The 18,055-nt window shown below is 70.9% G+C and carries 15 protein-coding genes and 1 pseudogene; 14 read left to right on the top strand and 2 right to left on the bottom strand.

Annotated elements, in window-relative coordinates:
- Nucleotides 1–11: 11 nt before the first annotated feature.
- From QZ433_RS14675 to QZ433_RS14690, 4 genes are read left to right on the top strand one after another with little or no spacing between them, the layout of a single operon-like run.
- The gene (locus tag QZ433_RS14675) at nt 12–1,124 is read left to right on the top strand and encodes a hypothetical protein (protein WP_295784867.1); all 1,113 of its coding nucleotides are present in this window, start codon (nt 12–14) and stop codon (nt 1,122–1,124) included.
- 20 nt (nt 1,125–1,144) lie between these two features.
- On the top strand, nt 1,145–1,978 hold the full coding sequence (locus QZ433_RS14680) for a hypothetical protein (RefSeq protein ID WP_295784868.1): 834 nt from the start codon (nt 1,145–1,147) through the stop codon (nt 1,976–1,978).
- Nucleotides 1,975–2,946 (top strand): sortase, encoded by a 972-nt coding sequence (locus QZ433_RS14685; RefSeq protein ID WP_295784870.1) that lies wholly within the window; start codon nt 1,975–1,977, stop codon nt 2,944–2,946. Before QZ433_RS14680 ends, QZ433_RS14685 begins: the two co-directional genes overlap by 4 nt.
- A gap of 17 nt (nt 2,947–2,963) precedes the next feature.
- Nucleotides 2,964–3,917: a phosphate ABC transporter ATP-binding protein gene (locus QZ433_RS14690; protein ID WP_295784872.1), complete on the top strand. Its 954-nt coding sequence runs from the start codon at nt 2,964–2,966 to the stop codon at nt 3,915–3,917.
- Nucleotides 3,918–4,001: 84 nt separating this feature from the next.
- Here the strand turns inward: QZ433_RS14690 and QZ433_RS14695 are convergent, their stop codons facing one another.
- Nucleotides 4,002–5,402, bottom strand: coding sequence for a threonine/serine exporter ThrE family protein (locus tag QZ433_RS14695; RefSeq protein WP_295784874.1), 1,401 nt, complete (start codon nt 5,400–5,402; stop codon nt 4,002–4,004).
- Between the two features lie 177 nt (nt 5,403–5,579).
- Between QZ433_RS14695 and QZ433_RS14700 the strand changes: the two genes are divergently transcribed.
- The 8 genes from QZ433_RS14700 (at nt 5,580) to QZ433_RS14735 (ending at nt 13,862) form a co-directional block, all read left to right on the top strand.
- Nucleotides 5,580–6,866, top strand: coding sequence for an aspartate kinase (locus tag QZ433_RS14700; RefSeq protein WP_295784876.1), 1,287 nt, complete (start codon nt 5,580–5,582; stop codon nt 6,864–6,866).
- Nucleotides 6,867–6,972: 106 nt separating this feature from the next.
- Nucleotides 6,973–7,533 (top strand): DM13 domain-containing protein, encoded by a 561-nt coding sequence (locus QZ433_RS14705; protein WP_295784877.1) that lies wholly within the window; start codon nt 6,973–6,975, stop codon nt 7,531–7,533.
- Between the two features lie 201 nt (nt 7,534–7,734).
- Entirely contained in the window at nt 7,735–8,805 is a 1,071-nt protein-coding gene (locus QZ433_RS14710) for an aspartate-semialdehyde dehydrogenase (RefSeq protein ID WP_295784879.1), read from the top strand.
- A 140-nt stretch (nt 8,806–8,945) separates the two neighbouring features.
- Complete coding sequence (mqo, locus tag QZ433_RS14715; RefSeq protein ID WP_366761952.1) at nt 8,946–10,376, top strand: malate dehydrogenase (quinone); 1,431 nt, start codon at nt 8,946–8,948, stop codon at nt 10,374–10,376.
- Between the two features lie 7 nt (nt 10,377–10,383).
- A complete protein-coding gene (locus tag QZ433_RS14720) occupies nt 10,384–10,989 on the top strand; it encodes a thymidine kinase (protein ID WP_295784881.1) in 606 nt (201 codons plus the stop codon).
- Between the two features lie 183 nt (nt 10,990–11,172).
- Nucleotides 11,173–12,201 (top strand): UDP-glucose 4-epimerase GalE, encoded by a 1,029-nt coding sequence (gene galE / locus QZ433_RS14725; RefSeq protein ID WP_295784882.1) that lies wholly within the window; start codon nt 11,173–11,175, stop codon nt 12,199–12,201.
- Nucleotides 12,202–12,261: 60 nt separating this feature from the next.
- Nucleotides 12,262–13,044, top strand: a complete 783-nt coding sequence (locus tag QZ433_RS14730) for an FCD domain-containing protein (RefSeq protein ID WP_295784884.1) — start codon at nt 12,262–12,264, stop codon at nt 13,042–13,044.
- The gene (locus QZ433_RS14735) at nt 13,041–13,862 is read left to right on the top strand and encodes a siderophore-interacting protein (protein WP_295784886.1); all 822 of its coding nucleotides are present in this window, start codon (nt 13,041–13,043) and stop codon (nt 13,860–13,862) included. Before QZ433_RS14730 ends, QZ433_RS14735 begins: the two co-directional genes overlap by 4 nt.
- Before the next feature lie 33 nt (nt 13,863–13,895).
- Here the strand turns inward: QZ433_RS14735 and QZ433_RS14740 are convergent, their stop codons facing one another.
- Nucleotides 13,896–14,675, bottom strand: coding sequence for an HAD-IIB family hydrolase (locus QZ433_RS14740; protein WP_295784888.1), 780 nt, complete (start codon nt 14,673–14,675; stop codon nt 13,896–13,898).
- Between the two features lie 345 nt (nt 14,676–15,020).
- Here QZ433_RS14740 and QZ433_RS14745 point away from each other — a divergent pair, with 345 nt between their 5' ends.
- The gene (locus QZ433_RS14745; protein ID WP_295784890.1) at nt 15,021–16,997 is read left to right on the top strand and encodes a hypothetical protein; all 1,977 of its coding nucleotides are present in this window, start codon (nt 15,021–15,023) and stop codon (nt 16,995–16,997) included.
- 327 nt (nt 16,998–17,324) lie between these two features.
- Nucleotides 17,325–18,055, top strand: a pseudogene (locus tag QZ433_RS14750) (IS5 family transposase); the annotation flags it as partial.

Raw genomic sequence — 18,055 nt, forward strand, 5'->3', positions numbered from 1 at the left:
GGAGATATATCGTGCTTTCCTTCCCTGCCCCCCGCCACCCGAAGGCGTGGGGGATCCGCTCGATCGCGCTCGCCCTCGTGGGCGTCGCCGCGGTCTCCGCCGCCCTCTCCGCGGCCCGTCCCGCCCACGCCGAGGACGCCCCCACCACCGACACGATCGGCGTCTCGGCGGCCCCGATGTCGGCCGACGGCACGTCGCCCCGATCGCGCTTCAGCGATCAGATGAGCCCGGGGCAGACCCTCGACGACACCTACGTGGTCACCAACGTCGGTTCGACCCCGCAGACCTACACCGTCTTCGCCACTGACGCGTTCAACACCGACGAGGGCGGCTACGGCCTGCTCGAGACCGGGGTCGCCCCCACGGATGCCGGCGCCTGGGTCGACTTCGGGGGACAGCCGAGCGTCTCGGTCGCCCTCGAGCCGGGAGCCTCGACCGAGGTGCCCTTCCGCCTCGTCGTCCCGGCCGACGCGGGTCCGGGCGACCACGCCGCCGGTCTGGTCGTTTCGGCACTCGCCGACGACGGCCAGGTGCTGGTGGATCGCCGCGTGGGCACGCGCCTGTACGTGCGCGTCCCCGGCGACCTGCAGCCGATCATGTCGATCGACGGGATGTCCGCGTCGTACGCGCCGAGCCTGAACCCCCTCGACGGCGAGACGACCGTGACGTTCACGGTGCGAAACGCGGGCAACGTCGCCCTCGCCGGGCATCTCAAGGCCGAGGTGCGCGGACTGTTCGGGGTGGGGGTCTCGGGTGTCGTCGAGTCCGACGTCGACGAGATGCTGCCCGGCAGCACGCGCACGGTCACGACGACGCTCTCGGGCGTGGGGCAGTGGATTTACCTCGCCCCCTCGGTGACGCTGTACCCGTCGGTCGACGATCAGGCGCTGAACCCCGGGCCGCTGCGCAGCGTCTCGCGCGACACCGTCCTGTTCGTGGTGCCGTGGGCTCTCCTGCTCGTCGTGCTCGTGGGCCTGCTGGTCTGGGGCTGGCTGCGGCTGCGTCGTCGCGTCGACGAACGCCGCGCCCGCGCCTGGGTGGAGTACACCGAGGCCGAGGCGCGCCGCAAGGCGGAGACCGAGCGCGAGACCGCGTCGGTGGGTGCCCCGGGCGGAACGCCGTGAGGCGTGTCGTGCGGGGATGGATGCCGCGACTGTCCGCCGTCGCACTGATCGCCGCGGCGGCGGTGCTGGCACCGGCGACCCTGCCGAGCGCCGTCGCCGTGCCCGTGCTCGGTGCGCAGGGGGTGACGTGCCCCACCACGGCGCCATCCGTCGCGCCGACCGGTGCCCTGGACATGTCGGCGACGGTGATCGGTCCGCCCAGCTCGCAGTCCTCGCCGTGTCTTCCCGCTCCGGCGGGTGCCACCGGCCAGGGAGCGCCGTCGAAGGGCGCCGCCGGGGGCACGGGTGGGCGGTCGGGTTCCGGCGCGGCCACCGCCCCGGCGGGGTCCGGCTCCGAGACCGTGTCGAGCGTCTCGCCCTCGCCGACGCCCGCCCCGAATGAGGTCGACCTGGGTGGCGTGGTGCACGTCGGTGGTCTGCTCAGCGATGTCCGCATCTCCCCGAACCCGTTCGGCGGGTCGGCTCTGCTGTCGTTCACGGTGCGCAATGTCTCGAAGTCGACGTTCGACGCGACGGCCGACTTCTGGATGGAGGGCCCGTTCGGAAACCGCGTCGCGCAGGTCGATGCCGTGACCGTCTCCCAACTCAAGGCGGGGGAGAGCCGCGTCGTCTCGGCCGAGCTGCCCGGCGTGGGGCAGTGGGCGGTCCTCACCGCGCACGCGACCTTCCGCCCGCCCGCCGAGGTCGAGGGCACACAGCTGAGTCCCCTGACGCGGGACGTCACGGTCTTCGTCCTCCCGTGGATGATCGTCTCGGTGCTGGTGCTCGCGGGGATCGCCCTCGCGCTGGTGCAGCTGTGGCGTTCGCGCCGGGATGCCGCGGCCGATGACCTCGCGATCGGGGTGCCCGCGTGAGCGTCATCGACGAACCGGCCGCTCCCGTGGAGCCTCCCGCGCAGCGCGGGCGCCCGCCCCGCCCGCCCCGGGTGCCGCGTCCGCCCCGCCGTCCCCCGACGGCCCCGCGCGGACCGGTCGTGCTGAGCCCGGGCGAGGCCCTCGCGCGCAGCGTCGTCACGACCCTGCTGCTGCTGGTGATGATGTTCGTCCTGAACGTCACCGTGTTCAGTCATCTGCAGCACCTCGCGTCGCAGCAGCGTCTGGAGGACGATCTGCGCGCCCAGCTCGCCGCCGGCACCGCGCCGGTGAGCGAGGGCACGTTCGAGGACGTGCTGCTGGCCGACGGGGCACCGGTCGCGATCATGGACATCCCGCGTCTGCGCTTCCACGAGGTCGTGGTCGAGGGCACGTCCTCGGCGCAGACGGCCCTGGGCGTCGGGCACCGCCGCGACAGCGTCCTTCCCGGTCAGGCCGGCGTCAGCGTGCTGATGGGGCGGGCCGCAGCGTTCGGGGGACCGTTCTCGGCGATCTCGTCGCTCGAGCCGGGCGACGAGATCACGGTGCGTACCGGTCAGGGGCTGCAGGTCTTCGAGGTGATGGGGCTGCGCTACGCCGGCGATCCGACGCCGCCGAACCTCACGCGCGGTGAGAGCCGGCTCATCCTGCAGACGGCCCGTGGCGTCCCCTACATCCCGACCGGGATCGCCTACGTCGACGCCCGACTCGTCTCCGAGACGCAGCCCGCCGGCGCGCGGTTGACGACGACGACGCTGGATCCGTCGCACCGGGCCATGGCCACGGACGTGCGCACGGTGTGGGCGCTGGTCTTCGCCGTCCAATTCCTGATCGCCGTCGAGATCGCCGCCGTGTGGTCCTTCCGCCGCTTCGGCGCGCAGAAGACGTGGATCGTCTTCCTGCCCGTCGGCGCCCTCGCCGGCTTCTTCGTCGCGGACCAGCTCACGCGACTGCTCCCCAATCTGCTCTGACCCCCGAGGACCGCGACATGTCCGATGACATCACCACCGTTCTTCCCGCCGCCGCCGGCGACGCGCAGGGCCGCCGCGCCCGGCGCGAGCCCGCCCCGTCCGCGGCGCAGACCACCCCGGTCTTCCCGCCGCCCACCGAGGGCGATCTCGTGCGGGCGGAGCTGCCGCCGGACCCGTTCCCGCAGCTGCCGTCCGACCTCGCGACGCTCGACGCCCGCGGGATCACGGCATGGTTCGGCGACCACCAGGTGCTCGACCGGGTGTCGCTGACCATGCCCGCCGGAGAGGTGACGGCGCTCATCGGTCCGTCCGGGTGCGGAAAGTCGACCTTCCTGCGCATCCTCAACCGCATGCACGAGCTCGTCCCGTCCGCGTCTCTGGCGGGCGAGGTGCTGCTCGACGGCGTCGACATCTACGACACGGGCCGCAAGCTCACCGAGGCGCGACGCGACATCGGCATGGTCTTCCAGAAGCCCAATCCCTTCCCGGCGATGTCGATCTACGACAACGTCATCGCGGGCCTCCGCCTGACGGGTATCCGCGCCTCCCGTGACGAGAAGGACTATCTCGTCGAGCGCTCCCTCGCCTCGGCCGGTCTGTGGAAAGAGGTCAAGGACCGCCTGCGCCAGCCCGGCGGCGGTCTGTCGGGCGGTCAGCAGCAGCGCCTGTGCATCGCGCGTTCGCTCGCGGTCAAGCCCAAGGTGCTGCTGATGGACGAGCCCTGCTCCGCTCTCGATCCCACGTCCACGCGCGTGATCGAAGAGACGATGGGCGAACTCCAGAAAGAGGTGACGATCGTCATCGTCACCCACAACATGCAGCAGGCGCAGCGCGTGTCGCAGCAGTGCGCGTTCTTCCTGGCCTCCCAGGGTCAGCCGGGGCACATCGTCGAGCACGGCGACACGGCGGCGATGTTCGACTCGCCGATCGACCCGCGCACCTACGACTACGTCAACGGCCGCTTCGGCTGAGCCCGGCCGGCTCGGAGACGAGGGGATGCCACGGCCCGGTGCCCGCGCCACGCGGGGGCCGTGGCATCCCGGGTCCCGCGCGGGTCAGCCCCGCGCCCGCGCCCGCACGCGCGTGACGCTGGACAGCGTCGCGCGCACCGGCTGGCCGAGGTAGATGCCCAGCGACGCCCCGACGGCCAGGGCGATGCCGATGGTCGCCGCGCCCGCGAGCGTCGTCACGCCCGTCATGAGCACCGCGGGGTCCTCGCCCGACTCCACGATCCCGAGCAGTCCGCGGAACACCGCGGCACCGGGTACGAGGGGCAGGATCGCGGCGGTCGTGATCGCCACCGACGGCACGTGCAGGCGGTACGCGACGACGATCCCGGCGAAGCTGCCGACGAACGCGCCCACGCCGCTCGCGGCGGCGACCTCGAAGCCGACGCCGGTCGCCGCCAGGTATCCCGCCCAGGCGACCAGGCTGAGCGCCGCGCTCACCATCACGATGCGGGCGCCGGCGCCGTTGTACACGGCCACGGCGATCGCGATGACCGCTGCCCCCACGAATTGCACGGCGACGGGTCCGAGAGGCAGGGCGGTCGTCGGAGGCGACATGCCCAGGCCCATGACGCGCACCGTCTCGAGCCCGGCGAGGATCCCGAGCACCACGCCCAGCGTCTGCGTCGTCAGTTCGAGGATGCGTCCGGTCGCCGTCAGGGCGAAGCCGTCGATGGCGTCCTGGGCGGCTCCGACGACGGTGAGTCCCGCGAGCATCAGGACGATCCCGGATGCCACGATCACCGACGGTCTGATGGCCGCGGCCGCGTCGAGGCCGGTGTAGCGCAGCAGCGGTGACAACGCCGCGAAGGCGGTGAGGACGAACCCGCCGGCGATCTGGGCGAAGAAGTACGGCACGCGCGCCCGTGCCATGACGTGCTGGGTCGTCGCCGCCAGCGCCGCCGCGACGAACGACAGCACGAGGGCGAGCCAGTTCGCGCCGAACATGATCGCGACGCCGGCAGCGAGCGAGGCCTGCGAGACGACGACGATCGCGGGGCGGTAGCGAAAGGGCAGGCGGCGGATGGCGCGGCAGCGGACGATCGCGTCTTCGAGCCCCAGGCCGTCGGCGATCTCGGTGACGAGCGCCTGCAGGCGCTGCAGCTTGGCGTGGTCGGGGACCGAACCGCGCACGACCCGCAGCAGGGTCGTCGGGTGGCTGGCGCCGGGGCGACTGTGGGCGATCGTGATGGAGTTGTAGGTGACGTCCACGTGGACGGGGTCGAGGCCGTACGCCCCGCACACCCGCACGATCGTCAGCGTCACCTCGTTCGCCGGGGCGCCGACGACGAGCATCGTCTCGCCGATGCGGATCGCCAGGTCGAGGATGCGCGTCGCCAGCGCCTCGTCGATGACGGGCAGCAGGGTCGTGTCCGGCGAGGACGCGGCATCGTCGGTGTGCACCAGGCGGCGCAGCGACGACAGCCAGTGGCCGGGCGTGAGCGGCATCCGATCACTCCAGGGGGTGGGGGGTGGAGGTCTCGATCCTATCGGCGGGGGCCTGCGCGTCTGCCGGGCGCGACGCATGACCGAGCCGTTATGCGGACGCCTCTAGGATGATCCCCGGGCGCGGTACGAGCGCCGGCGTCGTGACACCCCGACGCACGACCCCCGGGAGTTCTCTTCATGGCTCTGATCGTCCAGAAGTACGGCGGTTCGTCCGTCGCCGATGCCGAGAGCATCAAGCGGGTCGCCAAGCGCATCGTCGACACGCGTCGCGCCGGCCACGAGGTCGTCGTCGCCGTCAGCGCGATGGGCGACACCACCGACGAGCTCCTCGACCTCGCCGGCCAGGTCGCGCCGATCCCCGCTCCGCGCGAGCTCGACATGCTGCTCTCGAGCGGCGAGCGGATCTCGATGGCGCTGCTGGCCATGGCGATCCACTCGATGGGCTTCGAGGCGCGTTCCTTCACCGGCAGCCAGGCGGGGATGATCACGGATGCCACGCACGGCGCGGCCCGCATCGTCGACGTGACGCCGGTGCGCCTGCGCGAGGCCCTCGACGAGGGCGCGATCGTCATCGTCGCCGGCTTCCAGGGCTTCAACCGCGACACCCGCGACATCACCACGCTGGGCCGCGGCGGATCCGACACCACCGCCGTCGCGCTCGCGGCCGCCCTGGACGCCGACGTGTGCGAGATCTACAGCGACGTCGACGGCATCTTCACCGCCGACCCGCGCGTCGTCCCGCTCGCGCGCAAGCTCGATCGGGTCGGCAGCGAAGAGATGCTCGAGCTCGCCGCGAACGGCGCGAAGGTGCTCTACATCCGCGCGGTCGAGTACGCGCGGCGTCACGGCGTGCTCATCCACGCGCGTTCCACGTTCAGCTCGGGCGAGGGCACCTGGGTGCTCGACGCTTCGAAGAAGTCCCCGCTCGTCCCCGAGGGAGCCACCATGGAAGAGCCCATCGTCGCCGGCGTCGCCACCGACCTCAGCCAGGCCAAGATCACCGTCATCGGCGTCCCCGACGTGCCCGGCAAGGCCGCCGACATCTTCAAGATCGTCGCGAAGTCCGGCGCCAACGTCGACATGATCGTGCAGAACGTGTCGGCGGCGGCGACCGGTCGCACCGACATCTCGTTCACGCTGCCCAAGACCGATGCCACCACGGCCCTCAAGGCCCTGTCGGGCGAGCAGGCCGAGGTGGGCTTCCAGAGCCTGGTCCACGACGATCAGATCGGCAAGCTCTCGGTCGTCGGTGCGGGCATGCGCACGCACTCGGGCGTCTCGGCGACGCTGTTCGAGGCGCTGAGCCTGGCGGGCGTCAACATCGAGATGATCTCGACCTCCGAGATCCGCATCTCGGTCGTCGTCCGCGGTGTCGATCTGGCCGAGGCGGCGCGACTGGTGCACACCGCGTACGGTCTGGACGGCGACGCCGAGGCGACCGTCCACGCCGGCACCGGTCGCTGACCCGCTTTCGCAGCCCGTCTCCAGCCCCGCGGTCTAGCCTGCGCTCAGACGAGCGGAGGCGACGATGCAGCGGCGACGGACTTCGAGAAGGTTCGCCCTCGGATGGATGCTGGGGGCCGGCGCCGCCGCGGTGATCGTCATCATCGCGGGGCTGGTCTTCCAGCCCTGGCTGCTCTTCGTCGACGTGCGCGTCGCCGACGCCATCCCCGCCCCGCGCGCATCGTCGCACGCCGCGATGACGCCGGTGGACCTGCCCACGCCGGTACCCGGGTCGTCGGCCGCGGCGACGGCATCGCCGACGCCCGCGGCCCCCGCCGGGCCTGTGGATCTGCTCACGGGCTCGCTGATCAGCCACGAGCACGACACGTCGGGGACGGTCCGTGTCATCGAGAATCCCGACGGCACCCGTCAGCTGGCGTTGGTGGGACTTTCGACCTCGAACGGGCCCGATGTCCACGTCTGGCTGAGCGCCGGACCGGTGGTCGAGGGGCGCGACGGGTGGTACACGGCGGCGTCGTACGACCACGTCGACCTCGGGCCCCTGCGCGGCAACCTCGGCGACCAGCTCTACGACATCCCGGCCGAGGTCGACCTGTCGATCTTCCGCACGGTCGACCTGTGGTGCGAGCGCTTCGCGGTGTCGTTCGGTGCTGCGGCGCTGAGCTGACCGCTCCGCGCGCGCGACACGACGCAGGAGTTTTCCGGCGGACGGCCTACGGATCGTCGGAATGCGGCCGCGCACCCGCGCGGAACCGTCAATCTTCCTGCGCTGTGTCTTCGCCGTCGGCAGCCCCACGGCCGCGCGCGCTACCCTGACCCGAACGCCGCTTTCGCGGCATCCGCCACCCGAAACACCCGAGGACCTCGCATGACCCGCATCTCCGATTCCGGAATCTCCCTCGCCGTCGTCGGCGCCACCGGCCAGGTCGGCACCGTCATGCTCGAGATCCTCGCCGAGCGCGCCTTCCCGATCCGCGAGCTGCGCCTGTTCGCCACGGCGCGCTCCGCCGGTGCGACCATCGAGTTCGCCGGGCAGTCCGTCGTCGTCGAGGATGTCGCCACGGCCGACCCCGCGGGCGTCGAGGTCGCGCTGTTCTCGGCCGGGGCGACGGGTTCGCGCGCGCACGCTCCCCGTTTCGCCGAGGCGGGCGCCCTCGTCATCGACAACTCCAGCGCATGGCGGATGGATGCCGAGGTCCCCCTCGTCGTGAGCGAGGTCAACCCGCACGCGATCGATCAGGCCGTGAAGGGCATCGTCGCCAACCCCAACTGCACCACCATGGCCGCCATGCCCGTGCTCAAGGTGCTCGACGCCGAGGCGGGTCTGGAGCGACTGATCGTCAGCACGTACCAGGCGGTGTCCGGCTCCGGCCTCGCCGGGGCGCGCGAGCTGCTCGGCCAGGTCGAGGGCGTCCTCGCCCAGGGCGACGTCGAGCGCCTCGTGCGCGACGGCTCGGCCCTGGACTTCCCCGAGCCCGAGAAGTACGTGGCCCCGATCGCGTTCGACGTCATCCCCTTCGCCGGCAACCTCGTCGACGACGGGCTGAACGAGACCGACGAGGAGAAGAAGCTGCGCAACGAGAGCCGCAAGATCCTCGAGCTCCCCGAGCTGCGCGTCGCGGGCACGTGCGTGCGCGTCCCCGTCTTCACCGGCCACTCCCTCAGCATCAACGCCGAGTTCGCGCGCGACATCACTCCCGAGCGCGCGCGCGAGCTGCTGGCCGACGCCCCCGGCGTCCGCCTCGAAGAGGTGCCCACGCCGCTGCAGGCCGCCGGTTCCGACCCCAGCTACGTCGGCCGCATCCGCGCCGACCAGTCCGCTCCTGAGGGCAAGGGTCTCGTGCTGTTCATCAGCAACGACAACCTGCGCAAGGGAGCCGCGCTGAACGCCGTGCAGATCGCCGAGCTCGTCGCCCAGAAGCGTCTCGCGACCGCCTGAGACACGGCATCCGGATGCCGCTCGCGAGGTGTCTCGACATCGAACCGACCGATCTCTCGATGTCGAGACACCTCACGGCCCGCACCTAGAATCGACGGGTGACTGAAAACGTCGATGTTCTCCTCATCGGTGGCGGCATCATGTCCGCCACTCTCGGCACGCTGCTGAAAGACCTCCAGCCCGATCTGAAGATCGCGGTGCTGGAGCGCCTCAGCGACGTCGCGCAGGAGAGCTCGAACGCGTGGAACAACGCCGGCACCGGTCACGCGGCGCTGTGCGAGCTGAACTACACCCCCGAGGGCAAGGACGGCTCGATCGATCCCGCCAAGGCGGTGACGATCAACGAGCAGTTCCAGCAGAGCCGCCAGCTGTGGGCCTCGCTCGTGGCCGAGGGCGTGCTCGACGAGCCCTCGACGTTCATCAACGCCACCCCGCACATGACGTTCGTGCGGGGCGAGAAAGACGTCGCCTTCCTCCGCAAGCGCTACGAGGTGCTCAAGCAGCAGCCGCTGTTCGCGGGCATCGAGTACAGCGAGGACTCCCGCGTCATCAACCAGTGGGCGCCCCTGCTCATGCAGAAGCGGCGCAAGGGCGAGCCCTTCGCCGCCACGCGCGTCCCCGCGGGCACCGACGTCGATTTCGGCTCGCTCACGCGGCAGCTGTTCGCGAACCTGCGCGAGAAGGGCGTCGAGGTCGTGACGAACCACGACGTCAAGAAGCTGAAGAAGCAGAAGGACGGGTCGTGGGAGGTGTTCTACCGCCACGTGATCGGCGGCACCCCCGGCTCGATCAACGCGAAGTTCGTCTTCGTCGGCGCGGGCGGCTGGGCGCTCAAGCTCCTGCAGCGCTCCGGCATCCCCGAGATCAAGGGCTACGGCGTCTTCCCGATCGGCGGGCAGTGGCTCAAGACCTCCAACCCCGACATCGTTGCGAAGCACCGCGCCAAGGTCTACTCCCAGGCGTCGGTCGGCGCCCCGCCCATGTCGGTCCCGCACCTCGACACGCGCGTGATCGACGGAGAGTCGTCGCTGCTGTTCGGCCCGTTCGCCACGTTCAGCCCGAAATTCCTCAAGAACGGCTCGATGCTCGACATCGTGACGCAGGTGCGCCCGCACAACATCGGGCCCATGCTGAAGGTCGCGGTCGACAACCCGAGTCTGATCAAGTACCTCGTCAGCGAGCTGCTCAAGACCCACTCGAAGAAGGTCGACAGCCTGCGCGACTTCATGCCGACGGCGAAGGACGAGGACTGGGAGCTGCTCGACGCCGGTCAGCGCGCCCAGGTGATGAAGCGGGACAAGGACAAGGGCGGCGTGCTGCAGTTCGGCACAGAGGTCGTCACCGCGGCCGACCACTCGATCGCCGGTCTGCTGGGTGCCTCGCCGGGCGCCTCGACCGCGGTGTCGATCATGCTGGGCCTGATCAAGACCTGCTTCCCCGAGCGGATGCCGCAGTGGGAGCCGCGCCTGCGCGAGCTGATCCCCAGCTACGGCGAATCGCTGAACACGCAGCCCGAGATGGCTCGCAAAGAGCTGGACGCCACGGCTCGCGCGCTCGCGATCAACCCCTGAGGCCCGCGTGGCGAAGCTGTACTTCCGCTACGGCGCGATGAACTCGGGAAAGTCGACCGCGCTGCTGCAGGCGGCGTACAACTACGAGGAGCGCGGTCAGCGCGTGCTGCTGGCCAAGCCCGAGATCGACACCAAGGGCGCCGACCAGATCGACAGCCGCCTGGGCGTGACGCGGCCGGTCGACTTCCTCGTCGCCGCCGACGATGACCTGCGCGAGGCGTTCCACGCCGCCGCCGGTCACGCCCCGGTGGCGTGCCTGCTGGTCGACGAGGCGCAGTTCTTCACCGCCGCACAGGTCGACGACCTGTTGCGCATCGCGGTGCTCGACGGCATCCCCGTGCTCGCCTACGGTATCCGCACCGACTTCCGCACCGAGGCATTCCCCGGGTCGGCACGTCTCATGGAGATCTCGCACAGCCTCGAAGAGCTCAAGACCATCTGCCGCTGCGGGCGCAAGGCGATCTTCAACGCCCGGCTCGTCGGCGGGCGCTTCGTCTTCGACGGCGACCAGGTCGCGATCGACGAGGGCCAGATCGCCGGCGAGGTCACGTACGAGTCGATGTGCGCCGCGTGCTACCTGCGAGAGTCCGGCGGCCGCCTCGACGGCCGCTGACCCCCCGGCTTCCCGCCCCGCATCGGCGCCGAGACTGCACGCGGCTAACAAGTCGGTTGCAGGATGTCGCCGAGTTGTCAGCCGGATACAGTCTCGCGAAGAAGTGGCCGGGCCCGGGTCGGACGCGCACCGTGCCCGCGCCGGCGCGCGTGGGGTCTCGGCGGTGACCGGTAGCCTGGGGGCATGCGCGTACTCCTGGCCGGCGGTGCCGGTTACATCGGAACCCACACGGCCGTCGCCCTGCTCGAGGCCGGTCACGACGTGGTCCTGCTCGACGATCTTTCGGGCACGCACGCCGTCGCCGCCGAGCGGGTCGAGCAGATCACCGGAAAGCCCGCCCCGCTGATCGTGGGTGACGCCGCCGATGAGACCGTCGTCGAATCGGCGTTCGCGCAGCACGGGCCCATCGACGCCATCATCCATCTCGCGGCCTTCAAAGCGGTGGGCGAGAGCACGCAGAAGCCGCTCGAGTACTACTCCAACAACCTCGACACCACGTTCGCCCTGTTGCGCGTCGGCATCGGTCACGGCATCCGTTCGTTCGTCTTCTCGAGCACGGGCACGGTCTACTCCGACCCCGCGGACCTGCCCTTCACCGAGGAGTCGACGACGAGCGTCGACCTGTCGAACGCGTACAGCAAGTCCAAGCGCATGAACGAGGTGGTGCTCGCCGACGTGGCTCGGGTGAACCCCGATCTCAACGTCACGGTGCTGCGCTACTTCAACCCCGTCGGCGCGCATCCCTCCGGCCTGATCGGCGAAGACCCCGCCGGCATCCCGAACAACCTCATGCCGTACGTGTCGCGCGTCGCGATCGGCTCGCTCGACGAGATCGGCGTGTTCGGCTCCGACTACGACACCCCCGACGGCACCGGCCTGCGCGACTACATCCACGTCGTCGACCTCGCCGAGGGGCACGTGGCCGCGCTCGAGAAGGCGCAGCCGGGCCATCAGGTGTTCAATCTGGGCACGGGCCGTCCGGTCAGCGTGCTCGAGCTCGTCGCCTCGTTCGAGAAGGCGGTCGGACACGACCTGCCCAAGAAGATGCTCGACCGTCGCCCCGGCGACGTCGCCGCGACCTACTGCGATCCGAGCAAGGCCGGCGAGGTGCTCGGCTGGCGCACGCGGTTCTCGATCGACGACGCGTGCCGCGACTACTGGAACTGGCAGACCACCAATCCTGCGGGATACGCAACCTCGACCGAGGCCTGATCGCATACCCCTAGGGTGATGTGGTCCGGCCACAGCGCGGGCCGGACGGACGGAGGGGTCATGCCGACTGGCGAACCACGGGCATGGCAGGTGGTCCTCGCACGCATCGAGGCCGACCTGCGCGACGGTCGACTGACCCCCGGCGACCGGTTGACCCCCGAGCGCGAGCTCGCCTCGCAGCTCGGAGTGGGGCGATCCAGCGTCCGCGAGGCCGTCCGCGTGCTCGAGGTGCTCGGCGTCGTGCGCACCGCGACCGGCTCCGGACCGAGCGCGGGGGCGATGATCGTCACGACGCCCCGCGGGGGGCTCGCGGCCTTTCTCCGGCTGCAGGTCGCGGCCAACGGCTTCCCCCTTGCCGACGTCGTGCGCACCCGTGTCGTGCTGGAGTGCGACGTCGCCGAACGGCTCGCCCGCGCCGACGCGGATCTCGGCGAGGTCGCCGGCATTCTGGATGCGATGGATGCCGCCCCCCTCGCGCCCGAGGAGTTCCTCGCTCTCGACGCCCGGTTCCATCAGGCGTTGGCCGAGGCGTCCGGCAACGCCGTCGTGTCGGCGATGATGGCGGGGCTGCGCAGCTCGATCGAGGCGTACACGCAGGCGGGGGCGGCGCGTCTGTCCTCGTGGCCCGAGATGGCCGACCGACTGCGACGCGAGCATCGCCGTATCCTCGACGCCGTCGTCCGGGGCGAGGCCGACACGGCCCGCGAGTGCGTCCGCGCGCACATCACCGACTACTACACCGATGTCGCGCAGGCGTTGAGCCCGTCGGACGCCGACGACGCCGCGATCGGTGCGGCGGCGCGGGCGGCCGTGCGCGCGACGACCACAGGAGGCCTCTCATGACGGATCGTCCCACGCGCCCCCCGCGTCCCTCGCACATCCTGCGCGTCGTCGCGACCGAGTGGCTCAGTCCGCACCTCGTCCGGGTGCGTGCACGAGGTGAGCGTCTCGAGGCGTTCCGCGAGAGCCCGCACACCGACGCCTACGTCAAGATCACCTTCGTCAAACCCGAGCTCGGACTCGAGCCTCCGTACGACCTGGCGACTCTGCGCGAGACCCTCGCGCCAGAGGATCTGCCCGTGACCCGCACCTACACCGTGCGTGCGGTCGACGGCGACGAGATGACCATCGACTTCGTGGTGCACGGCGACGAGGGGCTGGCCGGGCCGTGGGCTGCCCGTGCGCAGCCGGGCGACCGGCTGGTGGTCTCGGGTCCCGGTGGGGGTTACGCCCCCGACCCCACCGCCGATTGGCACCTGTTCGTCGGCGACGAGTCGGCGATCCCGGCGATCGCGGCGTCGCTCGAGGCTCTGCCTCGGGATGCCGTGGGCGCGGCCTTCGTCGAGGTCCAGCGCCCCGGGGAGCACATCGCGCTGTCGGCACCCGCCGGGGTCGCTGTCACATGGGTGCACCGCGGCGACGCCGAAGCCGGAGCGACGTCGGTTCTCGTCGACGCGGTGGCGCAGTGGCATCCGCTCGAGGGACGCGGTCAGGTCTTCGCCCACGGGGAGCGCGAAGCGATGAAGGCGATGCGCGACCTCGTCTTCACCCGCTGGGGTCTGGACCGCGCGCAGGTGTCGTTGTCGGGCTACTGGGCGTACGGACGCACGGAGGACCGCTTCCAGGCCGAGAAGCACGAGCCGATCGGCAAGATCCTCTGACGGTCCCGCTCGATCGGCGCGTGGCCGCGAGGCTCAGGCCTGTGTGCGCTCGGGCAGCGTCGGGATGAGCTTCTCGAGGAACGCCGCGGTGTCCTCCCAGCCGTGCACGGCCTGGCACGCGACGCCCATCGCGAGCACGGGGTAGTCGTTGCCGTCGGGATCGAGGCGATCGCCGACGAAGAGCATGTCCTCAAGGGGGATGCCGGTGGCCTCGACCAGCTTGTTCATGCCGTAGGCCTTGTCGATCCCCCGGTGGGTAATGTCCACCGAGGTCGATCCGCCCGAGCGCACCTCGAGGTCGGGGATGCGGCCGGCCACGGCTTCGCGCAGGCTGTTCTTCTTCTCGCCGGTGGGATCCCACGCCATCTTCGCCTCGAGGGGGGCGGACTGGCCCAGCGCCGAGAAGGTGATCTGCGAGCCGCGGTCCTCGAGGATGTCGCCCCAGGGCTCGGCCTCCCACAGGCCCAGACGCTCGGCCTCTTCGCGCACGGCGGTGAGGGCGCGGGTCTTCTCGTCGTCGCTCAGCGAGTGGGCGTAGACCGTTTCGACGCCGTCGGTCGAGAGCAGGTAGTACTGCGTGCCGCACGTGGGCATGAGGTGGAAGTGCGACAGCAGCGCCGGCGCGGCCTCGGGAAGGCGTTCGACGACCTGGCTGCGGAACTGCTGCAGCTGCCCGCCCGAGATGATGGCCACCTCGACGCGCTCGGCCAGAGCGAGCAGCAGGTCGCCGATGCGAGGGTCGATGGCTGACTTCGAGGGGGCGAGCGTGTCGTCCAGATCGAAGGCGACGAGGCGGGGCGAGGCGTCTGACACGGTGCTCCTGAAGATTGTCGTCGTGCACGCGGACGGCGTGCGCGGCGGCGCGAGGCCAACCTGATTCTACGCGGCGCCGGTCGACGACTCGATCGGGTGAGCGCCGTCGCTGCGCCGGGTGAACGCCCGTCCGAGTCCCGGGGACGCGAGACCGCCCGGTCGTCCCCCGCCCTCCTGCCGTGGCACGAGCCCGTGGAGCCCCTTCACCGCCATCGCCGTCCGGCCGCCGCACCGTCTCATCCGGCGGTCGTCGTCATCCTCGACGAAGGTCGCCGATCATTCCGCTCCTACGGTGAGCCGACGCGCACGACTGCGTCCTCCCGACGATCACGACGAGAAGAGACCATGACACGACACAGAACGCGTCTGAGGGCCGTCGGCATCGCCGCGGTCGCCCTGACCGCAGCCGGCCTGATGATCCCGGCCGCCGCGGTCGCCGACACGGGCGGCGCGACCGCCCCCACCTCGGGGCCCGCCTACGAGGCGACGGCCAAGCGGCTGATGACCGATGATCCGCAGGTCGAGGCCGTGGCCAAGGACGGCTCCGGGCATCTCGTCCTCTACACCTCGGTCGATCGCGACGGCCTCGAGGGATCGGCCAAGGCGTTCGTGGAGCGGACCTCCAACATCATCGTCAAGAACGTCGGCGAGATCTCGGCGACGGCAGCCGACGACGTCGTCGGAGGGGCGGGATATCTCGCCAGCGACAACGGGCCGACCGCCAGCCTCTGTTCGGTCGGTTACGCCGCGTGGAGCCCCACCGGCACGCCGGCGGTCATCTCCGCCGGGCATTGCACGAAGGACGGTCAGTACGCCACGAGCTACCTGACGACTCCGACCGGAGATCCGGCCGGGGGCGGCGATCCGAACAACGGCACGGTCCGCGTCAGCGCTCCGCTCGGCACCCTCGCCTTCTCGCAGTACGGGGGAGCGGGCAACTCCTCGGGGAACGACGGCGACCCGAGCTCGGTCGACATCTCCGTCATCGACGTGACCGACCCGGCCCTTCACCTGCGGCCCGCAATCACGGACTGGACCACGCCGAACGATCTCTCCCTCTCGACCACCCCCGTCCGCGCGGTCGGTTCGGCACGGGTGAACGTCGCGGCATCCAAGTCCGGTCGCACGACGGGCAACACCAGCGGTGTCGTGACCTCGGTCGAGGGGTGGGCCCAGGTGAGCGGCAGGTGGGTCTACGGTTTCGCCGTCGAGGCGTCGGGACGCATCGGAAAAGAAGGCGATTCGGGCGGAGCGGTGTACCAGGGGACGACCGCTGTGGGCCTGACTTCGGGCACCAACGCCAGCGGGACATTCCTGTGGGGCGCCGACCTGCAGGCGGGACTGGCGCGGACCGGCGGATACACCGTCGCCCTCGCGATCGACGCTCCCGTGATGACGAAACCGGCCGACGGGGGAACGGTCACCGCGGGCGGCACCATCTCGGGAACGGCGGCGGCGGGCACGACCGTCACGGTGACGCCGGTGGGCGCACCGCCGTTCAGTCTCCCCGTGGGAGCGGGGGGAACGTGGAGCTTCACCGCGCCCGATGCGCCCGGGGTCTTCCGCTTCTCGCTGCGCGCGTCGAAAGGCTTCGACACCTCGACCACGGTCGATACGACCGTGAACGTCGTCGACGCCGCGCCGGTGATCGTCTCGCCTGCCGACGGCTCCCGTGTCGACCAGCCCGTCTCGTCGATCGCCGGCACGGGTCATTCCGGAGCCGTCGTCACGCTCGGCGGCGACGCCTCCGGGACGGCGACCGTCGCCGCGGACGGCACCTGGTCGATCCCGTCGGCGCTCGGTGCAGGTCGCTACAGCATCACGGCGGTGCAGACGCGCTCCGGAGCCTCGTCCCCGGCCGCGACCTCGACGTTCACCGTGTCTCCGCCCGTGCCGACCATCTCGGGTATCACCGACGGCGCGTCGTTCCCGGTCGCGACGGCGCCCTCCGGTTTCGCGGGCACGGGCGTGGCGGGGGCCGTTCTCGACGCGAGCCTGAACGGCACGTCGGTGGGGACCACCACGGTCGCCGCCGACGGCTCGTGGTCGCTCGTGCTCGCCACTCCGCTCGCGGCGGGAACATACCGTCTGGTGGTGACGCAGACGGTCAACGGTGTGTCGAGTGCGGCGTCCCTCGGATTCAGCGCCGTCGCGGCCACCGCTCCCGCGGGTGGCCCGACCGGAATCCCGGCGAGCACGCGCACGGCCCTCGCGCTGACCGGGGCGAGCGATCCGGTTCCGGTCGCGAGCCTCGCTGCGCTGCTGCTGCTCGGGGGTGCGGGTTCGATCGCCCTGCGTCGCGCGCGGCGCCGACAAGTCTGAGTCCTCGCCCGCGCATCGCGCCCCGGCGTTCCCTCCGGGGAATTCCGGGGCGTGATGCGCGGGATCTGCGCAACGGGTGACGTCGCCGGACGACGGCTTCGAGAGGACGGTGGGATCGGATGCCGACGGCATCCGGCCCCACCGTCTTCGGCGCGCGTGGCCGTCGGCTCACGCGGAACGTCGGGTGCGGACAGTCCGTCTCGGAGTCGACCGGATCGACGCGCGGCCACATGGCCGAATGCCGCAGCCAACGGCCGGGGACGTCGTCAGACGCACCTAGGGCGTGTCTGACAAATGAATCGGCGGCGCACTGAGAGGTCTGGTGCAGTGTCGCGGTTTCAGGTCTTGTCGGATGCTCAGTGGTCGTTGATCGAGGGGATGCTACCGCGGCCGATAGGCCGGAAGGGTAGGCCGTTCGCGGATGCACGGCTGATGGTCGAGGGGATCGTCTACCGGTATCGGGCCGGGATCGCCTGGCGTGATCTCCCCGAGGTGTTCGGACCGTGGCAGACGGTGTGGACCTGGCATCACCGGATGGCATCGGACGGGACCTGGGACACTGTGCTCGGGAGGCTCACCGCCGCCGCGGACGCTGACGGGTTGATCGACTGGTCGCTGTCGGTGGTCTCCACCATCGTCCGCGCTCATCAGCACGCGACGAACACGACCCGCACCACAGGGGGCTGGATCGAGTTACACGAATCCGCTCCTCGAGCCGCCTGACCATGGCATCGGCCGCTCACGCGGCGGACTATCGACGAAGATCCACCAGCTCGTCGACGGCAGCGGGCTCCCGCTGGTGACGTTGATCACGCCGGGACAGGCGGGGGACTCGCCGATGTTCCTGCCGTTGATGGCACAGCTACGGGTCGGCCGCGACAACGGCCGGCCAAGGACCCGCCCGGACGCGGTCTGCGGCGACAAAGGCATACTCTTCCCGCGCTATCCGCGGCCATCTCCACTCCCGCAAGATCAAGGCCGTGATCCCTGAGCCCGACGACCAGAAGGGCCACCGCAAGCGACGCGGGTCACGTGGAGGACGCCCGGTCGGTCTCGAC

The sequence above is a fragment of the uncultured Microbacterium sp. genome (genome assembly GCF_913776565.1).
Classification (GTDB): domain Bacteria; phylum Actinomycetota; class Actinomycetes; order Actinomycetales; family Microbacteriaceae; genus Microbacterium.